Origin of the sequence: Bradyrhizobium sp. IC4060, from assembly GCF_020193715.1 — a bacterium.
Classification (GTDB): domain Bacteria; phylum Pseudomonadota; class Alphaproteobacteria; order Rhizobiales; family Xanthobacteraceae; genus Bradyrhizobium; species Bradyrhizobium yuanmingense.
Genome location: NZ_JADYVJ010000001.1, coordinates 1 through 24,997, shown reverse-complemented (window position 1 = coordinate 24,997; position 24,997 = coordinate 1). Strand labels below are relative to the sequence as shown.

Below are 24,997 nucleotides of genomic sequence, written 5' to 3'. Positions count from 1 at the left end.
GACCTCACTTCCTGCCGAGATAATTCTTCTTCACCAGCTCGACGCCGGCGTGGCGGAGCAGGTCGTAGGCGGTGGTGACATGAAAGAAGAATTGCGGGACGCTGAACGTCAGCAGCAGCGTCCGGCCGGTGAAGGGCAGCTCGGTGCCGTTCTTCAATTTGAAGAAGACACTCCGATCCGCCGCCACATCGATCTCCGCGCGCGGCAGGCTCTCGATGAACTCGATCGACGTCGCTATGCGCGCCTGCAGCCCGGCCATGTCATGCTCCAGCGCCGGCAGCGTCACCGGCTCGCACTGCGCCAGCAGGGCCGGCGCGACCGTGGCATGGCGGCAGGCCTCGCCGACCTGCTGGGCGAGGTCATACATGTTCGGCGCAAGGCGCATGCCGAGCAGAATCGCCGGATCAAACTTCCGGGCCTCGGCATACGCGACGCCCTTGTCGAGCAGCGCCGACAGGTTACGCAAATAGGGCACGAACAGGCCGACCGAGGCCTCGTAGATCGAGATCGTCACTTCAAGGATTCCCTTCGATTTCTGCCTTCCGAGTTGTCCGCTTTTCGGTCGACCAGTGGCTGCACATTGCCATGGAAGACGGCGCCTGCAAGGGATCTACCCGGCCTGGTTCGATAAGGCCGTGTCCTTCCGTCGCTTTGCCTCGCCAAACTTTGGACCGGCTCCGGGCCTATTGAACCCGGAACCGCCGGCAGACGACTCACAGCAACGACAGTGATCTAGATCACTTTTTGCAAGCGAGCCGGCGCGTAAGCGTCGGTGCGGGGACCACCTGTTCAGGAGACGGAAATGAGGAAGCTGTTGGCCACGGCCGCATTCCTTTTGGCGAGCACTGCCGCGCAGGCGCAGTACACGTTTGAATATGGCGGGCGCACCATCCGCATCGATCCGGACCGTGGCACGGTGCAGATCCCCGGCGTCTACGACAACACAGGCCAGAATAAGCCCAAGAAGGCCAAGAAGAACGAGACGGCGCCGCAGCAGGCTACGGTCGACCCGCAAGCGCCGGCTGCTCCGGCCCCAGCCCCCGCTCCTGCTGCGCCGCCCGCAGCCGTGCAGGCGCCCGCGGCCGTACAAGCGCCCGCGGCCGCCGTCGCGCCGCCTCCTGCGCCGCCGGCTCCGCCGACGGCCGCGACCGCGGCCAATACACCGGCCCAAACGGCGGTTGCGCCGCCACCTGCACCACCTCCGGCTCCTGCGCCGGTCGAGCAGCAAGCCGCGCCCGCCGTGGCCCCGCCGCCCGCCCCGGCCGTGGCTGCGGCTCCGCCGGCCCCGCCTCCGCCACCTGCGCCTGCTCCCGCGCGCGTTCAGGCGGCCGCAGCGCCGCCTGCACCTGCAACTGCGCCGACGCGCGACCTCAATTCGCCGGTCGGCGTCTGGCTCACCGAGGAGAAGGAAGGCAAGGTCCGCATCGAGCAATGCGGCACCAACCTCTGCGGCTATTCGGTCGACAGCAAGTCGAACCAGAACGGCGAGCAGGTGCTGATCAACATGAAGGCGGGCAAGGACCAGAAATGGTCGGGCCGCATCCTCGATCCCAACTCGGGCTCGACCTACGATTCGACGATCGCCATGAAGGGCACCGACCGGCTGCGGGTGCAGGGCTGCGCCTTCGGCGGCATGTTCTGCGGCGGCCAGACCTGGACGCGGGTGAACTGAGATCCACCTGATCGTTCTTACTCAGACAAGGGGCCCGCGATGCGAGTCCTTTGCTTTTGCGCCTTGGCGTGCCGGCGTGCGCAGGCTCACACCGCCTTCTGCGCACGTGACAGCCCTCACATCGCCGGTTCCGCACGCGTGTCACGGTCCCCCGCATGGTCAACCACAGGGGCGTGTCATGAACGTGTTTCGCAAGGCTCTATTCTCCACCGCCGTCGTCATCGCTGTCCCGCTCGCGCAGGCCGACGCTGCGACAAGCACGTTCGATGGCGCGTGGAACGTCCGCATTGCTTCATCAAGCCAGGCCTGCGGCAACGGCGCGACGGTCTCCATCGGCATCAATAATGGCCAGATCGCCTCGAGCAGCGCCGCAGTGACGGCGTCGGGGCGCGTCGCCGATGCCGGCAACATCAAGGTCACCCTGAGCACCGGCATCAAGCGTGCCGTTGGCTTCGGCCGGCTCAGCGGCGCGTCCGGCTCCGGCACCTGGCGCGGCGCCATGTGCACGGGCACGTGGACCGCGGAGAAGATTTAGGTGCCGTGTCCCGGACAAGCGGCAGCGCGAAGCGTTGCCGCGCAGAGCCGGGACCCAGTGCTCTCAGTGGGTCGAAGATCTGGGTCCCGGATCGGCGACGCATCGCCTTGGACGATGCGTCTTGTCCGGGACACGAGAGTCAGCCCACCGCCGCGCCATACTCCGCGTCGGTGACCGGCTCCAGCCAGGTCGAGTAGACGCCGTCGAGCGCTTCCTGCATGGCGATGTGGCACATGCCGTTGGTCGGCGATGCGCCGTGCCAGTGCACTTCACCCGGCGGAATCCAGACGGTGTCGCCGGGACGGATTTCCTGGACCGGGCCGCCCTTGGTCTGAACGCGGCCGACGCCCGAGATCACGTAGAGCGTCTGCCCGAGCGGATGGTGGTGCCAGTTGGTGCGCGCGCCCGGCTCGAATGCGACGCGCGAGACGTTCAGCCGTGCAGGCGCCGGCGCCATGTTGATGGGGTCTTGCCACACGGTGCCGGTGAAGTGTTCCTTCGGCGCGCGGCGGGTCGGCCGCGTGCCGGCGAGCGTGATGTCCATGAGGGTCCTCGTTCCTTTGTCCGTTACTTCTTGCTGGCGGCGTAGCGCGCCTTGGTTTCGGCGTTCATGGGATAGAGGCCCGGCAGCACCGCGCCGTTGTTCACCTCGTTGACGATCCAGGCTTCCATCCGCTCCTGCTCGACGCCCTCATTGAGGACATGATCGAGCATCGCCTGCGGGATCAGCACGCAGCCGTCCTGGTCGGCGACCACGATGTCGTTCGGGAAGACGGCAACGCCGCCGCAGCCGATCGGTTCGCCCCAGCCGACGAAAGTGAGGCCTGCAACCGACGGCGGCGCGGCATAGCCGTCGCACCAAACCGGCAAATTGGTGCCAAGCACGCCCTCGACGTCACGCACCACGCCGTCGGTGACAAGCGCGGTGACGCCGCGCTTGACCATGCGCGCGCACAGGATGTCGCCGAAGATGCCGGCATCGGTGATGCCCATGGCATCGACCACGGCGATGCAGCCCTCCGGCATCGCCTCGATCGCGGTGCGGGTCGAGATCGGGGACGACCAGGATTCCGGCGTCGCCAGATCCTCGCGCGCCGGCACGAAGCGCAGCGTGAAGGCCGGTCCCACCAGCCGCGGCAGGCCCGGCCGCAACGGACGCGCGCCGCGCATCCACACATTGCGCAGCCCCTTCTTCAGCAGGACCGTGGTGATGGTGGCGGTGGTGATGCCGGCGAGGGTCTTGCGGGCTTCGGGGGACAGCGACATGGACGAGAACGAGCTCCAAGGTGCGGGACAGAACGCGCGCATCTTGCGAGCCGCGAGCTTTGCGTCAAGGGCCAAGAGTAGCAATTACGCAGGGCCGCAGCGCCGTTATGCGATGCGATAACAAGGCTTTATCGCTTCCCCTTGCATTAATTTATTGGACTTGCGGGCACATTTACGCGAAGCAGGGACAAGCGGAACTCAAGGTCGAGCCCGCATCCCCGAGAAGCCCGATTACGACAGCGCTCTGACAGCTCAATGGCCGCGACGCTTCCCCCGCCCCGCCTTCTGCCCAGCGGCGACAGTGCCGTCACGGTCGAGTTCAGCCGCACCATCGACGACGATGCCAACCAGCGCGTGTTGGCGCTCGACAAGGCGCTCGCTGCGACACCCATCGACGGCATCACCGAGACGGTGCCGACCTATCGCTCGCTGCTGGTCCATTACGATCCCGGCAAGATCGGCTTTGAGGCGCTGGGCGAAAAGATCCTCCCGATCGCCACCCGGCCGCTGCCGCCGGTCACCAAAGCGCGCCGCTGGCGCGTTCCCGTCGCCTATGGCGGCGAGCACGGCATCGACCTCGAGGACGTCGCCAAGACGTTGGGCACCACGCCCGATGACATCGTCATCAGGCATTCTGGCGGCGATTATAAAGTCGCCATGATCGGCTTCACGCCGGGCTGGTCCTATCTCAGCGGTCTCGACAAATTCCTGCACATGTCGCGGCGGCAATCGCCACGGCTGCTGACGCCATCAGGCACGATCTCGATCGGCGGCGTCCAGGCCGGCATCCAGTGCCTGGCCGCCCCGAGCGGCTGGCACCTGCTCGGCCGCACCCCGGTGCGAACCTATCAGCTCCACCGCAATCCGACCTTCCTCACCGAGCCCGGTGACCGCGTCACGTTCTACCCGATCGACCACAAGACATTCGAGGACATGGACCGCGCTGCGGAAGCCGGCGAGATCGTCGCCGAGCAGGTGGACGCATGAGCCGGCTCGTCGTTGCCAGCATCGGCCCTGCCAGCTCGGTCCAGGACGGCGGCCGCCACGGCGCGCAGCGCTACGGCTTGACCGTGAGCGGAGCGATGGACCGGCTGTCGCTTGCGGCGGCGAACACGCTGGTCGGCAACGAGCCGTTCGCGGCCGCCATCGAGATCGGCCCGTTCGGTGCCTCCTTCACCGCCGGCGACGGCGCCGTGCGCGTGGCGATATCGGGCGCGCCGCGCAATGCGGACATCGCCGGCAGCCCGGTCGCGATGGACACCTCGGTGACGCTCAAGGATGGCGAGACGCTGACGCTCGGCTTTGCCCGCGGCGGCGCCTTCACCTATCTCGCGATCGAAGGCGCCATCAAGGGCGAGGCAGTGTTCGGCAGTCTCGCCGTGAATGCCCGCGCCGGCCTCGGCAGCCCCTACCCACGCCCGCTCCAGGCCGGTGACGAGTTCACTGTGGATGCCGCCAGCGGCGCACCGGAGCTGCGCATCGAGCTGCCGAAGCCGGCGAGCGGCCCGATCCGCGTGCTGCTGGGTCCTCAGGACGACGAATTCGACGACGCCAACAAGGCGCTGTTCTTGGACAGCGAATGGAAGATCTCGGCGACCTCCGACCGCATGGGCTACCGCCTCGAGGGCCCCGCGATCAAGCATCTGCACGGCCACAACATCGTCTCCGACGGCACGGTCAACGGCAGCATCCAGGTGCCCGGCAATGGCGCGCCGATCGCGCTGATGATGGATCGCGGCACCTCGGGCGGCTATCCGAAGATTGCAACCGTAATCACGGCCGATATCGGCCGCCTCGCCCAAACCTCGACAGGAACCGCGTTCCGCTTCAAGGCGGTCAGCATGGCCGAAGCGCAGGACGAGGCGCGCAAGTTCGCGCAAGCGATCCGCAGCCTGCCCGATCGTCTGCGCTCCTCCGACATCGTCGCCCTCAACATCGAGGCGCTCAGCGATGCTAACGTGGCGGGCTATGCGGTGAGCGCGGTCGATGCCGGGACGTGGCAGGTCACGGCGGAGCCGTAAGCGACAATAAGACCAGAGGCGGAGAGCAACCCATGAAGACAGTCGATCTGAATTGCGACCTCGGCGAAGGTTTTGGCGCGTGGGAGATGGGCAACGACGCCGCGATGATCGAGCTGGCAAGCTCGGTCAACGTCGCCTGCGGCTTCCATGCCGGCGACCCCGACATCATGCGCCGGACGGTGGAGCTTGCGAAGGCGCGCGGCGTCTCGGTCGGCGCGCATCCCGGCTATCGCGACCTGCACGGCTTCGGCCGGCATCCGATCGCAGGGCTCAAGGCCTCCGAGATCGAGAACCTCGTCGCCTATCAGATCGGCGCGTTGCAGGCGATCGCGACCGCGGCCGGCTACAAGGTCACCCATGTGAAGGCGCACGGCGCGCTCTCCAACGTCGCCTGCGAGGACGACATGACGGCGAAGGCGATCGCCGCCGGCATCAAGGCGGTGGATCCCAGCCTGATCTTCGTCGTGCTCGCCAATTCGAAGCTGGTGAAGGCCGGCGAAGACGCCAACCTGCCGATGGTGCACGAGGTGTTCGCCGACCGCGCCTATGAGGATGACGGCAACCTCGTCTCGCGCAAGAAGCCCGGCGCGGTGCTGCACGACGCCAAGGCGATCGCCGAGCGCGTGGTACGCATGGTGCAGGACGGCGCGGTGGTGTCGGTCACGGGCAAGGTCATCAAGATGCGCACGGATACGGTGTGCATCCATGGCGATACGCCCGGCGCGGTCGAGATCGCGCGCGGCGTGCGGCAGGCGTTGAAGGCTGCGGGGATCGATGTGGCGCCGTTCAAGCGCGGGGCGTGAGCAGGGTTCGGTGTCGTAGGGTGGATTAGCGAAGCGTAAGCCACCTCTTCTGCTGCAGCCATACAAGTGGTGGGTTACGCCTTCGGCTAACCCACCCTACGCAGACACATCAAAACGGATGCACCGAGAGGGTCCCGAACACGATCGCCGCGATCACCGCAAACGCGCTGTACATCGCAACGTGGTGCATGCTCGCCCCGGTCCGGCGCGAGAGCGAGCGCGCGTAGAAGTGCAGCCTAGCTTCCGCCGATAGTTCGCGCATGGTCGATCTCCAACGCCCCATTTGCGGGAGTATGAAGGATCAACCAGGGCGGGAGGCAAGACGGTGGCGGAAATAGCGATGGGGGTTCTCCGGAGGCCCCCCATCGCAGGTGCAAATTCTCTTCACCAGCAGGTTCCGAGAATCTTATTCGTTAGAATCCAACCCAGTTGGAACCGGGACGGATGACAATCGGATGACGCCCAACCCCGAGAGGGAGTCGTCCGACTAATACACGTCAGCCTGGAAGCGGCCGGTCTTCTTGAGTTCGGCGACGAAGCTGACGGCCTCATCGGTCGAACGTGCCCCGAACTGGGCGACGATGTCGACCAGCGCGCGCTCGACGTCCTTGGCCATGCGCTTGGCATCGCCGCAGATGTAGAGATGCGCGCCCTCGGCGAGCCAGGTCCACAATTCGCGGCCGACCTCGCGCATGCGGTCCTGCACGTAAAACTTCTTCTCGCCGTCGCGCGACCAGGCCAGCGACAGGCGCGTCAGAAGCCCGGAGGTCTTCATGGCGTTGAGCTCGTCCTGATAGAAGAAATCGCAATCGCTGCGCTGATGGCCGAAGAACAGCCAGTTCTTGCCGGGCGCGCCGGTCGCCTTGCGGTCGAACAGGAAGGCGCGGAACGGCGCGATGCCGGTGCCGGGACCGACCATGATGATCGGCGTCTTCGGGTCTTGCGGCAGGCCGAAATTGTGCGCCTTCTGCACATAGACCTTGAGCTTCTCGCCTTCGTTGATCCGCTCGCCGAGGAAGGTCGAGGCGACGCCGAGCCGCCTGCGCTTGCCGATGACGTAGCGCACCGAGTCCACCGTCAGTGACAGCTTTCCCGGCGTCGCATTGTGCGAGGACGAGATCGAGTAGAGCCGCGGCTGCAGCGGCTCCAGCGCCTCGACGAAGGCCTCGGGATGCGGCCGCGTGCCGGAAAACTTCTGCAGTGCCGCCATCACGTCGAGCGTCGCGGCATCCCCATCGGGATCCTCTCCCTGCGCCAGCGCCCGCGCCTTCTCGCGCTGCGCGCCGCCGGTGATGAAGGAGATCAGCTCGAACAGCGTGTCGGGCGCCGGCGACAGCGAGACGTCGTCGATCAGCACCTCGCGCAACGTCTTGCCGTTGACTTTGGTCGTGTGGGAGGCGCCGAGCAGCGCGATGATCTGGTCGACGAGGCCGACGTCGTTGCGCGGGAAGACGCCAAAACTGTCACCAACCACATAGTCGAGCTTGCCCTCGGAGAGATCGAACTCGATGTGATAGGTCTCCTTCTCCGACTTGCCCTTGTTGAGAAGACGGCGCGACAGGAAGGTCGCCTGGATCGGATTGTCCCGCGAGCGGCCGGGCTCTGCGATCGTCACGGTCACAGCCGGCGCCGGAGCGCCGGCCTTGTCGGTGCTCTTGTCGGTGGTCTTGGCCGCGGGCGCCTTGTCGAGCTCCTCGTACAGCGATTTCAGCATCCGCGCGGTTTCCTTGCCGCCGGGGACGCACAGATTGAGCCGCGCTTCGCTACGGCTCGCGATTGCTTCCGAATAATCGTGGCAATTGTAGCCGCACTGGCCGCAATCCTGCTGTGCCATCGCCGCCATCATCTTGCGGCGCAAGGGACGGCCTTCGGCAAGCTTCATCCGCTCGGCGATCGGCATGGTCTGGTCGTGCCACGGCGCTTCGCCGTCGTCGCCGTCACCGGCCTGCATGACGGCGGCGCCCTGCTCTGCCGACAGCGGCGTTGCGACGTCAGGCGACAAAAGCCCGGCAAAGAAGCCGTTCAGCCAGGAGCGCTGCGCATCCGAGAACGGGGCGCTGGCGGGGATGATATCGAGTTTCGGCGGAGGCGTGATCTGGTTCATGCGGACACCTGTGCATCGGCAAGCTTGCGCAGCGTTTCGCCGTCATGGCGGCGCGCGAAGGAGAGGAAGGTTTCGTCGGGCGAGGCGCGGTGGGCGAGATAGGCCTTGAGCAGCGCCTCGACCGTCTTCGGCGCGTCCTCGGCCTTGAGGTCGTGATAGACCTCCTGCCCGACATCGGCGTCGGGGCCGAACCCGCCGCCAGTGAAGAGGTGATAGCCCTCGACGGTGTCCTCCTCATTGATCGGCACGCGCGCGCCGATCAGTCCGATGTCGCTGATGTAATGCTGCGCGCAGGAATGATGGCAGCCGGTCAGGTGGATGTTCACCGGCTTGTCCATGGCGACGCGCGGTTCGCACCAATCGCCGATCTCGGCGGCATTGCGCTTGGTGTTGGACGCCGCGAAACGACAGCCGGCGTTGCCGGTGCAGGCGATCAGGCCAGCGCGGATGTGCGAGGCCTCGACCGCGAGCCCGATCTGCTTGATGGCGGCAATGGCGAGCTCGACATTCGCGTCGCGCACGCCCGGGATCAACAGGTTCTGCCAGACCGTGAGCCGGATCTCGCCGTCACCGAGATCTTGCGCCACCTTGGCGAGGCCCCGCATCTGATCGGAGGTGAGCTTGCCGAGCGTGAGCGATACGCCAATCCAGTTGAGGCCGTCCTGCTTCTGCTTGTGCACGCCGATATGTGCCATGCGATCCGCCGCGGGGCGCGGCGCGAACGCCTCTTCCGGCACGCGCGTGAACGGCGTCTTCAACCGCTCCTCGACCAGCTTGAGGAAGCCGTCATGGCCCATCGCGTCGAGCACGTATTTAAGCCGTGCCTTGTTGCGGTTGGTGCGGTCGCCATGCTCGATGAACACGCGCACGATGGCGTCGGCGACGGCGGTCGCCTGCTCCGGCTTGACGATGATGCCGGAATATTTCGCAAAGTCTTTGTGACCGGTGATGCCGCCGAGGCCGAGCCGGAACCAGACGCCGGGTTCGACGCCGAAACCGTCCTTCACCTCATAGGCCGTGAAGGCGATGTCGTTGGTCTCTTCAAGCACCGCGATCCGGCCGGCGCCGTCGAAGGCGACGTTAAACTTGCGCGGCAAACCGTAGAGCGAGCGGTCGTTGAGGATGTGGTAGTGCCACTCGCGGGCATAGGGCCGCGTGTCGATGATTTCCTGCGGATCGATGCCAGCGGTCGGCGTTCCCGTCACGTTGCGGATGTTGTCGGCGCCGGAGCCGCGCGAGCACAGGCCGAGCTCCTGGATGCCCTCGATCATTCTGATCGCGTGCTTCGGCGGGATCTCGCGCAGCTGGAGATTGGCGCGCGTCGTCACGTGGCTGTAGGGGCCGCAGAGCTCGTCGGCGAGATCGGCAAGGCCCGACAGCTGCCAATGCTTCATGATGCCGTTCGGGATGCGCAGGCGGCACATGTAGGAGTCCTGCGTCGGCGCGACATAGAAGATGCCGTAATAGCGCCAGCGGAAATTGTCCGCCGGGCTCGGCGGGGTGTTGTCGAGCGCCTGCTGGCGCAGCCGCGGGTAGGCGTCGAAGGGGTGCTCGTCGCGCTTGAACTTCTCCTGATCGGCGAGCTTCTTGCCCGACGCGATCACCTTGTCCTGCGCCTTGATGTGCACGGCATCGGGACCCACAGGCTCGGCATTCGCCTTGCCGCTGCCGCCACCACCAAGGCCGCGGCCGACGCGGCTGATCTGCAGGCCGGTCGTGAAGCCTTCGAGATAGCGTTTCTGCTCGTCGGTAAAGTCGACTGAGACCGTATCGATTTTCATGGTGTGTAACGAAGCTCCTGCGGCCACCTTCGGTGGCTTCGACGGATTGCGCGACCCGCGAGGAACGTCAGGCTGGCTCAGGAGCCGGCTTCGTCACTCGCGGTCCGATCAGCTTCGTTGCTGCGGGACTTGGCTCAGCAGGCACCTATGACAAGCTGGCCGCAGCGCAACATTCAAGTTGCGTGCCAGCTTGGTCGAAATAAAAACCAATGAAGTTTCAGATAATTAGGGCGTCACCCGCAAACTGCCGGCTTGGGAACTCTCCCGAAATACGAGCAGCCAGCTCAAACATTAGCCAAGGATCTTAGATGCTCAAAAGCGAAGCAACCGCGAATCAGGCCCTCCAGCGCCCGACCCCGAAGGCCTCGAGATGCCCGCGGATATCGTTGGGGTCGAAGGCCGGACCGGCAAAGGCGCCGAACGCTGCGGGAGCCTCAGGCGGCGCCCTGTTGCCGAGCGCCGCGTCGTAGAGATCGGGCCTGAACACCGCCATGGCCGTCTTGACCCCGTCAGGGGTGAGCGCCGTCTGGCCCCAGCGCACCATCTGCGCATAGAGCCAGGCGGCCTGGACCGGATCCGGCCGCCCTGCCCCTTCGCGTCCGACCAGCAGGTAGCGGCCGCTTTCGCGGAAGGTGCCATCGGGCGAGATCTTCAGGCGCCCGGTGAGGGTGCGTTGGATGACCTCGGCGTCGACGCCGATCCGTTCGGGTTGCGCCAGGATCTGCGCCGCCTCGGTCCGGTTCTCGGGATGCTCGATGAACTCGGCGGCCTTCACGGCTGCCCGCACCAGGGCTGCAACCACGTCCGGGTTCTTGTCGGCCCAGGTCTGGCGGATCGCCAGCACCTTCTCCGCCGCACGGACCAGAATGTCGGCGACGAAATGCAGGATATGGCCTATACCGAGATCGACCGCGACCGAGTTCCAGGGCGCGCCAACGCAGAACGCATCGACATGGCCGTTCTTGAGACTGTCGACCATATAGGGCGGCGGCAGCACCACGAGGCGCACGTCCTCGTCGGGATCGACGCCCGCCGCCGCCATCCAGAACCGCAATTGATAATTGTGGGTGGAGAACGGGAAGGTCATGCCGAAGGTGAGCGGCTCGGCCCCTGCCGTGCGGCGCTTGGCAACCACCTTCGCCAGCGCTTTCGCCGTCGCCATCGGGTCGAAGCGATCGCCGTCGATCTCCTCCATCAGCGCGGCATGGAGCGCCGGCGACACCGTGATGGCATTGCCGTTGATGCCGAGATTGAAGGCCGCGGCGATCGGCACCTTGACGTGGCCGAGGCCGAGCGAGGACGCGATCGCCACCGGCGCGAGCAGATGCGCGGCATCGAACAGGCCGATATTGAGCTTGTCGCGGACGTTGGACCAGGAGACCTCGCGCACCAGCTCGACCTCGAGCCCCTCGGCGGCGGCAAAGCCCTTGTCGACCGCGACGATCAGCGCGGCGGCATCGACCAGCGGAATGAATCCGATGCGGAGGGGGACGGTCATTTCAGCATCTCCGACGCGGTGATGATCGACTGCGCGATCTCGCCGATTTTCTTCTTCTCGCGCATCGCGGTGGAGCGCAGCAGCACATAGGCCTCGTCCTCGGTCAGGCCCTTCACCTTCATCAGAATGCCCTTGGCGCGCTCGATGATCTTGCGGTCCTCGAGCTGCGACTTGGTGCGCTCCAGTTCCTCCTGGAGCTTGGCGAAGGCGTTGAAACGGGACACGCAAAGGTCGAGGATCGGCTTGATGCGCTCCTTCTTCAGCCCGTCGACGATATAGGCCGACACCCCCGCCTCGACCGAGGCCTGGATCGAGGCTGAATCGCTCTGGTCGACGAACATGGCGACCGGCCGCTTCACCGCGCGGCTGACCTGGAACATCGCCTCCAGCACGTCGCGGCTGGGGTTTTCGAGATCGATCACGATGATGTCGGGGTCCGCCGCATAAATACGGGCCAGCAGGCTCTGCATCTCGCTGATATGGACGACTTGGGTAAACCCGGCCTCGCGCAATCCCTCCTCCAGGATCGCGGCCCGGATCGGGCTTTCGTCGACGATCACGATTTTGGGCGACTGTTCGGCGCTCATGGCTCACTCACGGCAGCTGATTCATCCATAGCACGCCGGATCGCCCTGCAAAGGGTTGTAATTATGGGCAATTGGGACTAGCTCAGGCCGGTCAATCAGGCAGATTAGATATGGATCAGACGGCTGCGCCCAAGGTCAGCTTCGGGTCGCTCGGGTGTCCCTGACACGACGAATGTAAACTCTCCGTGCCGCCCTCCCGCAAGAAAACGCTCGCGCAGCCTTCAGCTGCGAAGCAGAACTCATGCTCTCACGGAATCTTCGCGCCAACGATCATCTTGTCGAGAAGTGGCACCGCGGCCAGCACTGCCGCCTCAGTGCGGCCGGAGACCGCTAGCCGCACGACGTAGGAATTGCCGTCCTTGTCGCGGTCGGCGTAATGCGCGATGACTTCGATCGGCTGGTCCTTCAAGGACGGATTGTCGTAGCGGTTGATGATGACCTTCGGGTTGACCGAGGGAAGCGTAGTGATCTTGGCATGGTCGCCGGATGTCGTCGCCCAATCCTTATCACTCGTTGCGATCCATTGAACCAGTTCGGTCCGGTCCTCGTTATAGCGACCTTCGGCATAGATGATTGCTTCTGCTTTACCGAATGTCTTCCCTTTAGGAACGAACATCGATGCGCCGTATTTGAGACTCGCGGCCTCATCCCTCGTCCACCCGTCGGGTGCCTTCACGCGAGGCCTGAATTCCGGACACAATCGTTCCTGCCGATCGCAGACATGGATGATCTTGTCGACTTCAGCGCGGGCCGGGAACATTGCGCAGGAAGCGGTAACGAAAGCCAAGCCGAAGATGAAACGACGCATCGTGGTCAAGCTCCGTGAAATTCCGTGAAATTCGGTGAAATCAAGCAACGCGCGAAGACTGCTTTAGCTTCGCGCCGCATACGTTAGTTGTTGAATTTCGCCATCGGTTCAATTACTTGGATCGCAAATCCAGACAATTCAGATAGGCTTCAGGCGATACCATGGACAGAGCGCCGCGCATTTCATTCACGTCACTCGGCTGCCCCAAGGCCTTGGTGGATTCCGAGCGCATCATCACGCGCCTGCGCGCGGAGGGCTATGAGCTCGCCCGCAAGCATGACGGGGCGGACATCGTCATCGTCAACACCTGTGGCTTCCTCGACAGCGCCAAGCAGGAATCGCTCTCGGCGATCGGCGAGGCCATGGCCGAGAACGGCAAGGTGATCGTGACCGGTTGCATGGGCGCGGAACCGGAAGCGATCGAGCAGGCCTATCCGGGCGTGCTGTCCATCACCGGCCCGCAGCAATATGAGAGCGTGCTGAACGCCGTGCACCGCGCGCTGCCGCCGGCGCACAATCCGCATCTCGACCTGGTGCCGCCGCAGGGCATCAAGCTGACCCCGCGCCACTACGCCTATCTGAAGATTTCAGAGGGCTGCAACAACCGCTGCACCTTCTGCATCATTCCGAAGCTGCGCGGCGACCTCGTCTCGCGCCCCGCCGATGACGTGCTGCGCGAGGCCGAGCGCCTCGTCGGCGCCGGCGTCAAAGAGCTCCTGGTGATCTCGCAGGACACCTCGGCCTACGGCGTCGATCTCAAATATGCCGAGAGCCCGTGGAAGGACCGCCAGGTCCGCGCCAAATTCCTCGACCTCGCGCGCGAGCTCGGCGAGTTGGGAGCCTGGGTCCGGCTGCAATATGTCTACCCCTACCCGCATGTCGACGAGGTCATCGCGCTGATGAACGAGGGCAAGGTGCTGCCCTATCTCGACATCCCGTTCCAGCATGCGAGCCCCGAGGTGCTGAAGGCGATGAAGCGCCCGGCGGCGCAGGACAAGACGCTGGCGCGGATCAAGCGCTGGCGCGAGGAATGCCCCGATCTCGCCTTGCGCTCGACCTTTATCGTCGGCTTCCCCGGCGAGACCGATTCCGATTTCGCCTATCTGCTCGACTGGCTCGACGAGGCCGAGATCGACCGCGTCGGCTGCTTCAAGTACGAGCCGGTCGCCGGCGCCACCTCGAACGCGATCGAAAACCCGGTGCCCGAAGAGGTCAAGCAGGAGCGCTACAACGCGCTGATGGCCCGGCAGCAGAAGATCTCGGCGCGCCGGCTGAAGCGCAAGATCGGCACGCGGCAGCAGGTCATCATCGACGAGGTCGGCCCGACCGTCGCCAAGGGCCGCTCCAAAGCCGATGCGCCGGAGATCGACGGCGCGGTGTACCTGACGAGCCGCCGCCCGCTGCGCGTCGGCGAGATCGTCACGGCGAAGATCGAGCGCGCCGACGCATACGATCTGCACGGCAGCGTCGCGGGGTTCTGACCGCGTTCCGTCATTGCGAGCGTAGCGAAGCAATCCAGAATCCCTCCGCGGGAACAGTCTGGATTGCTTCGCTACGCTCGCAATGACAGTGTGGAGACAATCACGCCAGCCATTTCGGCACCCAGCGCTCCGGGCGTGGTGCGCGGGCGAGATCGGCTTTCGCCTCGGAGAGCAATGCCGGTTCGCCGTCTATGGTCGGGCGCGCCTCGTATTCGAAGCTCGGCATGACGCGGCCGTCGGTGTAGAGTCCGAACCTCATCGCGTACCATAACCCGAGCTCAGGCTGAGCCTTCCACATCTGTTCGCGCAGCTCGCGCAGCAGGGATTCGATCGAAGCGGCTTCCTCGAACGGCTGCGGCCCGCGCGTCAGCACGCGCGCTTGGTATTGCTTGCCGACGATTGCGACCTCGAAACGCGTCTTATCCCAGGCATTCTTGCCCTTGGGCAGATGGGCGGCCAGCCGCCAGCCGAGTTCGGCCATCATGCGATGGTTAGCCCAATAGTCCTCGCGGTCCCGGCTCCATTTTTCCATGAAGCCGCGGAAATCAGGCAGCTCCGGGGGCCCGTCGTCACACGCCGCCTTGTCGCCAACGGGCTGTCCAGCGAGCCATTGCGCAAGTTCGAGGGTCTGAGGCTCGACATCGTCATGCGGCTTCAGATCGCTCCAGGCCCTGTCGAATTGCTGCGACGTCAGCCTCGTCAGCAGCGCATCGAGGCTCGGCGCCAGCAATTCGTAGTCACCCTCGGATCCCAGCCCGACGATCGGTGGATTGTCACGATCAAGACCCGCGCCATACCAGCCGCCGACGACCGAGCCGTCAGGCAGGCGCATGAACAGCGAGAACCGGTCGCGCAAGGGACTGCCGTCGACGATCGGCGCGGAGTCCGAGAATTGGCCCTGCAGCGAGAAGCAGCCGACGCTGCCCCACGGGCGCCCTTTCAGCCAGGCCGCAAAGTCGACCAGCAGCGGCGGCGCCTCGATGCCGGGCGGAAACGCGCCGCGAATGCTGTCGAGGTCGATCGGATAGGGCGTATCGGACAAGGCTTTGAGCTATCTGGTTGGTCCCGCCTTCTTGGTCTGGGCGGTGGCGCATTCGGTTCGAACCAAGTCGCGTCCTTCGATCACAAACACGCTAGAGGCGCAATGGTTTCGACGCGAGAAACAATGAAACACGATGAAACGTCAGGGATTCTCCTCAAGCTGTCCGCACTCGGCCTGACGATAACCCTGCTCCCGCTGCCGGCCCCCGCCGACGCGCGATCACCATCCACCGCGCAGGCCCGCCAGTGGTGCTTCGCAAACGACGGCGGAGGCAGTGACGACCGGCGCTTCGCCGGCTGCTCGGCCCTGCTCAAGGCCAATCCCGACGATGTGCACGCGCTCGCCAATCGCGGCGAAATGTTTCGGCGACGTGGCGAGCCCGAGCGCGCCGTGGCGCTGGCGCTCGACGATTACGACCGCTCCATCAGAGCGAATGCGAACCGCGCGGACGTGTTCAATTCGCGCTGCTTCACCCGCGCGATCGTCGGCCGCCTGCAGGAGGCGCTGGCCGATTGCGAGCAGTCGCTCAAGATGGCTCCCAACGATGCCTACACGCTGGACAGCCGCGCCCTTGCCCATCTCAAGCTCGGCAACCTCGACGCGGCGATCGCCGATTACGATGCCGCGCTGAGCATCAAGCCGGGGCTCGACGGCTCGCTCTACGGCCGCGGACTGGCGAAGCGCAAGAACGGTGACAGCGAAGGCGCCGAGCGCGACATCGCGGCCGCAAAGGCGATCAACGCCGGCATCGCCGATGTGTTCTCGCACTATGGCGTGGAGTAAGTGTCACGTTAGGAATGTGACACTATAATGCATTCACGCAGCGGTCACGGACTCGGCCTAACTCTGCCCGCGTCTTCAACGCGAGCGAGGGATGAGGATGAGCCGCCTCTCGGACATGCTGCGCACGCAGCGCTTCGACGATTACCGCTTCTACCACCAAAGCACCGTCAACCAGACGCTGCACCTGATCAGCGCCGTCATCTTCCTCGGCTGCTATGCCCTGCTGTTCAAGGACCCTGCTCTCGCCGGCATCGTCGGCTGGCTCGCGATGCTGACGCGGCAGACCGGGCATTTCTTCTTCGAGCCGAACGGCTATGACGCCGTCAACGGCGTCAGCAACGAACACAAGGAAGCGATCAAGGTCGGCTACAATCAGGCCCGCAAGATCGTGCTGCTGCTGGTCTGGGGCAGTGCGCCGCTAGCGCTGTTCGCCTTTCCGACGCTGTTCGGATTGTTCGATGCGCCGGCGTCCCGCCTCGATTTCGTCCGGCATGTCGGCGCGCTCTGGCTCGCCATCGGCATCGGCGGCGGACTTGCGCGCATGCTGCAGCTCTTCGCCACCCGCGACGTCACCACGGGCTTGGTCTGGGTGTTCAAGGTGCTGACCGACCCCTTCCACAACATCGCGCTGTACTGGAATTCGCCGCTCAAGCTGCTGCGGGGCGAGCTGATCGACACCGCAATCGCGGACGCGGATTGGGGCGATGCAGAGGCCGAGGAAGCCGCGCACCCGACCTGACCGATGCACGCTCGGCGTGCATCTTGAAAAAAGCCTGCTTGACAAGTCCTGCCATTCGGCTGTACGGACGCGCCCCATGATCACCGCCCGGACCAACCAGCGCACCGAAATGCTCCGCCGTCGCTCCCGCGACGACGAGAGGGTGCGCCATGTCCGAGGACGCCGCTGAACCACTGAATTCAGCTAGTTTTCGAGAAAGGCCGCACCCGCAAGGTGCGGCCTTTCTGCTTTTTGCGCCCTTTTTTCCACCCGCCTCCAGAGGAGTACGACATGACCACGCATCCGTATGACGCGCTGATGGACATCACCGCACGGCCAAAGACCGTGTTCGTCCGCGGCGCCGGCTCCTACCTCTGGGACGACAGCCGCAAGCGCTATCTCGACTTCGTGCAGGGCTGGGCCGTGAACTGCCTCGGCCATTCCCCGCCCGCGATCGCCGATGCGCTCGCAGCTCAGGCCAAGCGGCTGCTGACGCCGAGCCCGGCCTTCTACAACGAGCCGAGCCTGAAGCTGGCGCAGGCGCTGGTCGAGAACAGTGCCTTCGATCAGGTGTTCTTTGCCAATTCGGGCGCGGAAGCCAACGAGGGTGCGATCAAGCTCGCGCGCAAATACGGCAGCCTGCACAAAGGCGGCGCGTTCGAGATCATCAGCTTCGAAGGCGGCTTCCACGGCCGGACGCTGGCGACGATGTCGGCTTCGGGCAAGAAGGCGTTTGAGCCGCTGTTCGAGCCGAAGGTCGCGGGCTTCAAGAAGGCGAAGCTGAACGACATCGCCTCGGTGGAAAAGCTGATCAACGCCAACACCGTCGCCGTGATGCTCGAGCCGATCCAGGGTGAATCCGGCGTGTGGCCTGCGACCGATCAGTTCCTGCAGCAGCTGCGCGCGCTGACCGAGGCGCACGGCCTCTTGCTCATTTTCGACGAGATCCAGACCGGCATGGGCCGGACCGGAAAGCTCTTCCACTATGAGCATACGGGGATTGCGCCCGACATCATGACGCTCGGCAAGGGCATCGGCGGCGGCGTGCCGCTCGCGGCCCTGCTCGCGACCGAACGCGCCTCATGCTTCGAGCACGGCGACCAGGGCGGCACGTTCAACGGCAATCCGATCATGTGCGCGGCGGGCCTTGCCGTGCTGGAGGAGGTCAACAAACCGGACTTCCTGAAGGCAGTCACCGAGACCGGCCTCCTGCTTGAAAGCGAGCTGCAGAAGGTCTCGGCCCGGCATGGCCTCGGCGGCGTGCGAGGACGCGGCCTGTTGCTCGCGCTCGACCTCAAGCTGCCGATCGCACCCGGCATCGTTGCACAGGCGTTCGAAGCCGGCGTGCTGCTGAATGCCCCACAGCTCGACAGCTTGCGCTTCATGCCGGCGCTGAACGTCACGAGGAGCGAGATCGCCGAGATGATCGAATGTCTCGACGCGATCTTGACCAAGGCCGGCGCGGCAAGACGCGTCGCGTAGTGCTGTAGGGTGGGCAAAGCGAAGCGTGCCCACCATTCAAACTGTCGTTGCGAATTGGTGGGCACGGCGCGTTGCGCCTTTGCCCCACCCTACGACAGCCAGTTCGAAGGTGGTAGGGTTCCGTAGCTCAATGGACAGAGCACCGCGTTGCGGGCGCGGAGGTTCGAGGTTCGACTCCTCGCGGGACCACCATCTACGGCTTCAAGATCGAAGCCCCCGTGGTCTTGCGGCTTTCGAGATCGATATGCGCTTTCGCAGCGTCCTTGAGTGCGTAGGCGTGGTTGATCGGCACGTGCAGCTTGCCGTTGATGACCGCGGCGAACAGGGTGTCGGCGCCTTCGAGCAGTTCCTTGCGCGTGCCGACATAATCGTTGAGCTTCGGCCGCGTCGCGAACAGCGAGCCGTGATTGTTGAGCTCGGCGATCGCGAACGGCGGCACCGGGCCCGAGGCATTGCCGAACGAGACGAACATGCCGCGCGGCTTCAGGCATGACAGCGAGCCCGGGAACGTCGCCTTGCCGACGCCGTCATAGACGACGTCGCAGCCCTCGTTGCGGCTGATCTGCTTCACGCGCGCAACGAAATCCTCCTCGTTGTAGAGGATGACGTGATCGCAGCCATTGGCCTCCGCAAGCTCGGCCTTCTCGCGCGAGCCGACGGTGCCGATGACATGCGCGCCAAGCGCCCTGGCCCATTGGCAGGCGAGCAGGCCGATGCCGCCGGCGGCGGCGTGGACCAGCACGCGATGATGCGGCTCGACCTTGAAGGTCTTGTGCAGGAGATACCAGACCGTCAGCCCCTTCAACATCAGCACGGCACCCTGCTCGTAGGTGATGTGATCGGGCAGTTTGACCAGCTTCTCCCAGGGGATGTTGCGCTCGCCGGTATAGGCGCCGAGATTGTGGTAATAGGCGACGCGGTCGCCGGGATGAAAATTCGTCACGCCTGGCCCGACCGCGACCACCTCGCCGGAGGCCTCATTGCCGGCGATGAAGGGCAGCCCCGGCGCCTTGTAGAGGCCGGTGCGGTAATAGACGTCGATGAAGTTGAGGCCGACCGCGTGCTGGCGGATGCGCACCTCGCCGGGCCCGGGCGCCGGCACGTCGACGCTCTCATAGACCAGGGCTTCGGGGCCTCCGACCTTGTGCACACGGATGGCTTTCGTCATCACCTGACCTCCTCTTCGTGCGGCTGAGCGAAAGCTATCGCGCCCGCCTTGTCAACTCGACGCCGACTGGAACGACCCAACGCGACTACTTGGCGGCTTTCCGGCGGTTGCGCCTGGCCAGCACGTTGAAGAACTCCACCGCCGCCGAGAACGCTATTGCGAAATAGATGTAGCCGCGCGGAATGTGGAAGTGGAATCCGTCCGCAACCAGCGCGACGCCGATCAACACCAGGAAGGCCAGTGCCAGCATCTTGGTGGTCGGATGCTCCGCGACGAATCGCGCCACCGGACCCGCCGAAACGTACATGACCGCGCATGCGATCACGACCGCCGCGATCATGATCTTGATGTCCTCGGCCATGCCGATCGCAGTGATGATCGAGTCCAGCGAGAACACGATGTCGATGATCACGATCTGGACGATCACCCAGAAGAAGGCGCTGCCTGTGGAGTCCTTCTCGCTCGCGTCGTGATCGGATTCGACCTCGCCGTGAATCTCATGTGTGGCCTTGGCGATCAGGAAGAGGCCGCCGCCGATCAGGATGAGATCGCGCCAGGAAAAAGCATAGCCCTGAATCGAGAGCACCGGAGCGGTCAGGCCGATCAGCCAGACCAGGAGACTGAGCAGGATGAGGCGAAAGACCAGTGCCAGCGCAAGCCCGATCTGGCGGGCGCGCTGCGCCGGTTTCTCGGGAAGGCGCGAGACGAGCACCGAGATGAAGATGACGTTGTCGATGCCGAGCACGATCTCGAGCGCCGTCAAGGTGAGCAGCGCGGCCCAGGCTTCCGGGCTGGTCAGCAGCTCCATCACGCCGATAATCTCGCCAGGGATTTCGCCAACCGGATCAAGGCATCGCTGAAACTGATCCAGAGCGCGATGGCGCAGAGCACGATGGTCACCCCGGTGCCGACGCGAAAATCCATTTGCAGCGTGTAGAAGGCGAGCAGCGCCCAGACCGCGATCAGCGACATCGTCAGCCAGCGCAGCCGCACCACTCTGACAGGGTGCAGCACATGGAAAGGCACGAACGTCAGCACGACCAGCGCGGCGACCAGCAGCGTCGCCCACAGCGGCGGCCAATGCAGCAGGAACAGATAGAACGCGGCCGCGTTCCAAAGCGCCGGGAAGCCGCGGAAATGATTGTCGTCGGCCTTCATGCGCTGGTCGGCGAAATACAACGCGCTGGTCACGATGATGGCGATGCCGAGCAAGGGAGCCGCTACCGGCAGCAGCATGCCGCTCGCGACGATCGCATAGGCCGGCACGAAGACATAGGTGCAGAAGTCGACCACGAGATCGAGCACGTCGCCCGACCAGTTCGGCTGCACGTTCTTGACGTCGAGCCGCCGCGCGATCGGCCCGTCGATCGCGTCGATGATCAGGGCGACGCCCAGCCATTGAAACATCGCCGCCCAGTGCTCGCGCACGGCCTCCAGCATCGCCAGGAGCGCGATTGCCGCGCCGAAGGCGGTGAAGATGTGCACCGAGAAGGCTGCGGCGCGGATCACCGGTCTCGGCTTCAGGGAATCCTGCTGCGTATCCATGGCTTCTGCTATCAGAATGCGACCGGTTTGCACATCCGCCATTGCGGCGCACGATCGCAAAATTCGCCATAAAATCAGGGAAATATAGGTAGGCTTGAATTTGCCGCCCGGCGTGTCAAATGTCGTTCCATGATAGACGCATCGACACTCCATGACGCGGCCGTGATCGGCGGCGGACCTGCCGGCCTTGCCGCGGCGATCGCCCTGGCGCAGGCGGGTGCCCGGACCGCACTGGTGGCGCGCCGCGTTCCCTATGCCGACAATCGCACCACCGCATTGCTCGGCGCCTCCATCGATCTACTGGAAGGCCTCGACGTCTGGTCGCGCTGCAGGGACAAGGCGGCTGCGCTGGAAGTCATGCGCCTCGTCGACGACACCGGCCGGCTGTTCCGCAGCCCCGAGGTGCGCTTCTCCTGTCACGAAATCGGCCTCGATGCGTTTGGCTACAACATCGACAACCGCTCGCTGATGCTGGCGCTGGAAGCGCGCGCGGCCGAGCTGCCCAATCTCGTCCGCTTCGACGACGAGGCCGAAAGCGTCGTCATCGAGGCCGACGACGTCGCGCTGCGCACGGCGTCCGGACAGTTTCTCTCGGCGCGCCTCGTGGTCGGCGCCGACGGCCGGCACTCGCTGTGCCGCGAGGCTGCTGGCATCGCCGTGACTCGGCGCGAGCTGAACCAGACTGCGCTGACCTTCAACATCAGCCATGCCCGGCCGCATCGCAACGTCTCGACCGAGTTCCACACGCCGCACGGGCCTTGCGTGTTCGTGCCCCTGCCCGGCGACCGCTCCAGCATCGTCTGGGTCGCAGCGCCTGCGGAGGCTGAACGGCTGCGCGGCTTGAGCGACGAGGCGCTGTCGGCGGCGATCGAGAAACAGTCGCATTCGATCCTGGGACGGATGAATGTGGAGCCTGGCCGCAACCTGTTCCCGCTCGCGATCGAGCGTCCGAAATGCTTCGGCCGCGACCGTATCGCGCTGGTCGGCGAAGCCGCCCATGTGGTGCCGCCGATCGGCGCCCAGGGCCTCAATCTCGGCCTGCGCGATGCCGCCGACATTGCCCGGCTCGCGGGCGAGGCCATCGCCGCGGGACAGGATCCCGGCGCCGACGATGTGCTCAAGCGCTATGACCGCGCGCGGCGTCCGGACATCTTGAGCCGTACCTTTGCGATCGACATCGCCAACCGCTCCTTGCTCAACGACTTCCTGCCGCTCCAGCCCGTCCGCGCCGTCGGCATGCACCTCCTCGGCGCCATCGGCCCGCTCCGGCGCTTCGCCATGCGCGAAGGCCTGACGCCGACCTGGCGCAGGTAGCTCCGAAGCGCGTTAGGTTGGACGACTTCACCGCTGGCTCGTTGCAATCTCTCCCGCTTGCGGGGGAGGTCGGCGCGAAGCGCCGGGTGGGGGCTCTCTCCGCGACGGGATTTTTTCTGCACTCTCGACAATCCCGACGCGGAGAGAGCCCTCTCCCCGACCCTCTCCCGCAAGCGGGAGAGGGAGCGCACCGGCCCGCGGAAGAGATCAAGCCAATCTCATCACCATCAAGGAAACGCCAACCGTCCCGTCTGGATCGCCCACATCACGCTGGTCAGCGTGACCACCGACGCGAAGGTGCCGAGCAGGACCGCGACCGAGGCGGACTCGATCCAGGCATCGTTCTGCCGGGCGATGACGAACACGTTGAGCGCCGGCGGCAGCGCGGCCATCAGCACGGCGGTGGCGGCCCAGGGTTGCGCGAACGGGCCGAACGCCAGCATCAGGGCGAACGCCGCGAACGGATGGATCAGCAGCTTGACCGCGATCACGCCCGGCACCTCCCACGGCACCCGATCGAACGGACGGAGCGCCACGGTGACGCCGAGCACGAACAGCGCGGTCGGCGCGGCCGCGTTCTGCAGGAAGGTGATGGTGCGGTCGAGCGCGACCGGCAGCTCGATATGCAGCGCCGCCACCGCCGCGCCGAAGCAAGCCGACATGATCAGCGGATTGAGCACGATCTGCTTCAGCACGACGCCGAAAGCATGGACGAGCGAGGGATGGTCGCGGTCGGAAAGCTCGATCAAGAGCGGCACGATCGTGAACAGGAAGATGCTGTCGCAGCAGAAGATCAGCGCGGTCGGCGCAGCCGCCTTCGGCCCCAGCACTGCGAGTGCGAGGCCCGGGCCCATATAGCCGATATTGCCGTAGCCGCCGGAGAGGCCCGCGAGCGTCGCTTCGCGCAGCGTCAGCCGTCCGAATAGCTTGCCGACCACCAGCGCCAGCGTGAATGCCGCGACCGTCGCCAGCGTCGTCGCCACCAGGAACGGCGGGTTATTCAATTCCGAAAACGGCGTCTTCGACATGATCGCAAACAGCAGCGCCGGCAGCGACACGTAGAGCAGGAAGAAGTTCATCCAGGCGAGCCCCGATTCCGGGATGGACTTGACCTTTCCGCAAGCGAAACCGACGAAGATCAAGCCGAAATAAGGCAGCGCCAGATTGAGGATATCGACCATTGCTGAAGTTTTTTCTGAAGGCTTGGGGGCTATCCGCCCCGGAGACGAAGGTTAATTCCAGCTGAGGGCACTAGCATCGGCCACAATCCTGGTCTATCGACGGGGGATGATTAAAGCGCGGACCGCCAAATTCCAGATCGGACAGGTCGTTCGCCACCGGATCTTCTCGTTCCGGGGGGTGATTTTCGACATCGATCCGGAATTCAACAACACCGAGGAATGGTGGTTGTCGATTCCCGAGGAAGTGCGGCCCCACAAGGACCAGCCGTTCTATCACCTGCTCGCGGAGAACGCGGAATCCGAATACGTCGCCTATGTCTCTGAGCAGAACCTGTTGCCGGACGATTCCGGCGAGCCGGTCCGGCATTCCCAGGTCGCCGAGATCTTCGTCAAGGACAAGGCCGGCGGCTATCGCCCGCGCAATCCCTCGCTGAACTGATCGTCGTGATCGTCGGCCAGCAAAAAAGGCGCTCGAACCGAGCGCCTTTTTCACGTCCGGGATTTGCTCCCGATTACTTCTGACCGGTCGGAGCCGCGCCCGGTGCGCCACCACCCTGCTGCTCGAGCTTCTTGCGCTGCTCTTCGGCCTTCTTCTGCAGCTCTTCCTGCAGCTTCTTCTGGGTTTCCTCGAACACCTTCGGATCGGTCGGCGGACCGTCATAGGCCTTCTGGAATTCGCCGGCGAGCGGCAGCGGCAGCGTCAGCGGCGCGCCGTTGGCATTGATCGCCTGGACAACGAGATTCTGGCCCTTCTTCATGTTGTTGATGAGCTCGGGCGTGGCCTCGTAGTCGGACATGCAGCCGTTCTGGAAGCAGATCACATAGGGCTGCTGCAGCGGCGCGTTGCTGTCGACGATGATGCGGGTGCCGTGCACGAGCTGCATGCCGAGCGGCAGCGTCACGCGCAGGATCTTCTTGGGCTCGCCTTCCGGCTCGATGATCACGGCCGCGATGACCGGCTGGCCCGATTCGATACGGCCGTCCTTGCCGGTGAAGCAGACCTGCTTGGCATTGGCGTCCTGGCCCTTGAGGCAGAACTTGGTCCAGGGCGCATAGATCAGCTGGATCTGCTGATCGGCGGGCTGAGCTGCGCCCTGTTGCGGGGCGCCTTGCTGCGGGGGAGCCTGCGGGGATGCTGCGGGCGCCGGAGCCTTGGGAGCTGCCTTGGGAGCAGCCGCCTTCGGAGCCGGGGCCGGGGAGGCCTTGGG

At 65.0% G+C, this 24,997-nt stretch carries 26 protein-coding genes and 1 tRNA gene; 12 read left to right on the top strand and 15 right to left on the bottom strand.

Annotation, left to right across the window (positions count from 1 at the left end):
* Positions 1-4: 4 nt before the first annotated feature.
* Positions 5-502: a DUF1993 domain-containing protein gene (locus I6F16_RS00135; RefSeq protein ID WP_225115035.1), complete on the bottom strand. Its 498-nt coding sequence runs from the start codon at positions 500-502 to the stop codon at positions 5-7.
* A 300-nt stretch (positions 503-802) separates the two neighbouring features.
* Here I6F16_RS00135 and I6F16_RS00130 point away from each other — a divergent pair, with 300 nt between their 5' ends.
* Together I6F16_RS00130 and I6F16_RS00125 are read left to right on the top strand one after the other, a co-directional pair.
* The gene (locus tag I6F16_RS00130) at positions 803-1,672 is read left to right on the top strand and encodes a DUF2147 domain-containing protein (protein ID WP_225154099.1); all 870 of its coding nucleotides are present in this window, start codon (positions 803-805) and stop codon (positions 1,670-1,672) included.
* Positions 1,673-1,850: 178 nt separating this feature from the next.
* Positions 1,851-2,207, top strand: coding sequence for a hypothetical protein (locus tag I6F16_RS00125; RefSeq protein WP_225115000.1), 357 nt, complete (start codon positions 1,851-1,853; stop codon positions 2,205-2,207).
* Between the two features lie 139 nt (positions 2,208-2,346).
* Here the strand turns inward: I6F16_RS00125 and I6F16_RS00120 are convergent, their stop codons facing one another.
* Positions 2,347-2,751, bottom strand: coding sequence for a cupin domain-containing protein (locus I6F16_RS00120; RefSeq protein WP_036012436.1), 405 nt, complete (start codon positions 2,749-2,751; stop codon positions 2,347-2,349).
* 23 nt (positions 2,752-2,774) lie between these two features.
* Entirely contained in the window at positions 2,775-3,473 is a 699-nt protein-coding gene (locus tag I6F16_RS00115; RefSeq protein WP_036012452.1) for a ribonuclease activity regulator RraA, read from the bottom strand.
* Positions 3,474-3,728: 255 nt separating this feature from the next.
* Here I6F16_RS00115 and I6F16_RS00110 point away from each other — a divergent pair, with 255 nt between their 5' ends.
* The 3 genes from I6F16_RS00110 to I6F16_RS00100 are packed head-to-tail and all read left to right on the top strand — an operon-like array spanning position 3,729 to position 6,297.
* Positions 3,729-4,460, top strand: coding sequence for an allophanate hydrolase subunit 1 (locus I6F16_RS00110; protein ID WP_036012438.1), 732 nt, complete (start codon positions 3,729-3,731; stop codon positions 4,458-4,460).
* Positions 4,457-5,494 carry a biotin-dependent carboxyltransferase family protein gene (locus I6F16_RS00105; RefSeq protein WP_225114999.1) on the top strand — a complete coding sequence of 346 codons (1,038 nt, stop codon included), beginning with the start codon at positions 4,457-4,459 and terminating at the stop codon, positions 5,492-5,494. The genes I6F16_RS00110 and I6F16_RS00105 overlap by 4 nt, the downstream gene beginning before the upstream one ends.
* Before the next feature lie 32 nt (positions 5,495-5,526).
* Positions 5,527-6,297: a 5-oxoprolinase subunit PxpA gene (locus tag I6F16_RS00100; RefSeq protein ID WP_225114998.1), complete on the top strand. Its 771-nt coding sequence runs from the start codon at positions 5,527-5,529 to the stop codon at positions 6,295-6,297.
* Between the two features lie 109 nt (positions 6,298-6,406).
* On the opposite strand, the gene I6F16_RS00095 is transcribed toward I6F16_RS00100, so the two are convergent.
* The 6 genes from I6F16_RS00095 to I6F16_RS00070 form a co-directional block, all read right to left on the bottom strand.
* Positions 6,407-6,559 (bottom strand): hypothetical protein, encoded by a 153-nt coding sequence (locus I6F16_RS00095; RefSeq protein ID WP_036028094.1) that lies wholly within the window; start codon positions 6,557-6,559, stop codon positions 6,407-6,409.
* Positions 6,560-6,784: 225 nt separating this feature from the next.
* Positions 6,785-8,401 (bottom strand): sulfite reductase subunit alpha, encoded by a 1,617-nt coding sequence (locus tag I6F16_RS00090; protein WP_036012449.1) that lies wholly within the window; start codon positions 8,399-8,401, stop codon positions 6,785-6,787.
* Positions 8,398-10,182, bottom strand: coding sequence for a NirA family protein (locus tag I6F16_RS00085; protein WP_225114997.1), 1,785 nt, complete (start codon positions 10,180-10,182; stop codon positions 8,398-8,400). Before I6F16_RS00085 ends, I6F16_RS00090 begins: the two co-directional genes overlap by 4 nt.
* A 334-nt stretch (positions 10,183-10,516) precedes the next feature.
* Positions 10,517-11,680 (bottom strand): CmpA/NrtA family ABC transporter substrate-binding protein, encoded by a 1,164-nt coding sequence (locus I6F16_RS00080; protein WP_225114996.1) that lies wholly within the window; start codon positions 11,678-11,680, stop codon positions 10,517-10,519.
* Positions 11,677-12,267: an ANTAR domain-containing protein gene (locus I6F16_RS00075; protein ID WP_036012463.1), complete on the bottom strand. Its 591-nt coding sequence runs from the start codon at positions 12,265-12,267 to the stop codon at positions 11,677-11,679. Before I6F16_RS00075 ends, I6F16_RS00080 begins: the two co-directional genes overlap by 4 nt.
* A 247-nt stretch (positions 12,268-12,514) precedes the next feature.
* Positions 12,515-13,075, bottom strand: a complete 561-nt coding sequence (locus tag I6F16_RS00070; RefSeq protein WP_225114995.1) for a hypothetical protein — start codon at positions 13,073-13,075, stop codon at positions 12,515-12,517.
* A gap of 161 nt (positions 13,076-13,236) precedes the next feature.
* On the opposite strand from I6F16_RS00070, the gene rimO reads away from it, so the two are divergent.
* The gene (rimO, locus tag I6F16_RS00065; RefSeq protein ID WP_225114994.1) at positions 13,237-14,556 is read left to right on the top strand and encodes a 30S ribosomal protein S12 methylthiotransferase RimO; all 1,320 of its coding nucleotides are present in this window, start codon (positions 13,237-13,239) and stop codon (positions 14,554-14,556) included.
* 100 nt (positions 14,557-14,656) lie between these two features.
* Here rimO and I6F16_RS00060 read toward each other — a convergent pair whose 3' ends face one another.
* The gene (locus I6F16_RS00060) at positions 14,657-15,598 is read right to left on the bottom strand and encodes a hypothetical protein (protein WP_225114993.1); all 942 of its coding nucleotides are present in this window, start codon (positions 15,596-15,598) and stop codon (positions 14,657-14,659) included.
* Between the two features lie 123 nt (positions 15,599-15,721).
* Here I6F16_RS00060 and I6F16_RS00055 point away from each other — a divergent pair, with 123 nt between their 5' ends.
* From I6F16_RS00055 to I6F16_RS00040, 4 genes are all read left to right on the top strand, one after another.
* Positions 15,722-16,381, top strand: a complete 660-nt coding sequence (locus I6F16_RS00055; RefSeq protein WP_225173351.1) for a tetratricopeptide repeat protein — start codon at positions 15,722-15,724, stop codon at positions 16,379-16,381.
* Positions 16,382-16,478: 97 nt separating this feature from the next.
* Complete coding sequence (locus I6F16_RS00050; protein WP_036028106.1) at positions 16,479-17,120, top strand: hypothetical protein; 642 nt, start codon at positions 16,479-16,481, stop codon at positions 17,118-17,120.
* A 270-nt stretch (positions 17,121-17,390) separates the two neighbouring features.
* Positions 17,391-18,581 carry an acetylornithine transaminase gene (locus I6F16_RS00045; protein WP_225173350.1) on the top strand — a complete coding sequence of 397 codons (1,191 nt, stop codon included), beginning with the start codon at positions 17,391-17,393 and terminating at the stop codon, positions 18,579-18,581.
* 116 nt (positions 18,582-18,697) lie between these two features.
* A tRNA-Arg gene (locus tag I6F16_RS00040) sits at positions 18,698-18,773 on the top strand.
* A gap of 1 nt (position 18,774) precedes the next feature.
* Here I6F16_RS00040 and I6F16_RS00035 read toward each other — a convergent pair.
* The 3 genes from I6F16_RS00035 to pcsA all read right to left on the bottom strand — a co-directional run bounded on the left by I6F16_RS00035 (position 18,775) and on the right by pcsA (position 21,294).
* Positions 18,775-19,749 (bottom strand): quinone oxidoreductase, encoded by a 975-nt coding sequence (locus tag I6F16_RS00035; protein WP_036012480.1) that lies wholly within the window; start codon positions 19,747-19,749, stop codon positions 18,775-18,777.
* Positions 19,750-19,834: 85 nt separating this feature from the next.
* Positions 19,835-20,560: a TerC family protein gene (locus tag I6F16_RS00030; RefSeq protein ID WP_036012482.1), complete on the bottom strand. Its 726-nt coding sequence runs from the start codon at positions 20,558-20,560 to the stop codon at positions 19,835-19,837.
* Positions 20,557-21,294 carry a phosphatidylcholine synthase gene (gene pcsA, locus I6F16_RS00025; protein ID WP_225114990.1) on the bottom strand — a complete coding sequence of 246 codons (738 nt, stop codon included), beginning with the start codon at positions 21,292-21,294 and terminating at the stop codon, positions 20,557-20,559. Before pcsA ends, I6F16_RS00030 begins: the two co-directional genes overlap by 4 nt.
* Before the next feature lie 129 nt (positions 21,295-21,423).
* On the opposite strand from pcsA, the gene I6F16_RS00020 reads away from it, so the two are divergent.
* Complete coding sequence (locus tag I6F16_RS00020; protein WP_225131998.1) at positions 21,424-22,608, top strand: UbiH/UbiF family hydroxylase; 1,185 nt, start codon at positions 21,424-21,426, stop codon at positions 22,606-22,608.
* Positions 22,609-22,835: 227 nt separating this feature from the next.
* Here I6F16_RS00020 and I6F16_RS00015 read toward each other — a convergent pair whose 3' ends face one another.
* Entirely contained in the window at positions 22,836-23,789 is a 954-nt protein-coding gene (locus I6F16_RS00015) for an AEC family transporter (protein ID WP_109143702.1), read from the bottom strand.
* 106 nt (positions 23,790-23,895) lie between these two features.
* Here I6F16_RS00015 and hspQ point away from each other — a divergent pair, with 106 nt between their 5' ends.
* Positions 23,896-24,228, top strand: a complete 333-nt coding sequence (hspQ, locus tag I6F16_RS00010; RefSeq protein WP_024341905.1) for a heat shock protein HspQ — start codon at positions 23,896-23,898, stop codon at positions 24,226-24,228.
* Between the two features lie 73 nt (positions 24,229-24,301).
* Here hspQ and I6F16_RS00005 read toward each other — a convergent pair.
* Positions 24,302-24,997, bottom strand: a 696-nt coding sequence (locus tag I6F16_RS00005; RefSeq protein WP_225114987.1) for an invasion associated locus B family protein, incomplete at its 5' end; no start/stop codon positions are given.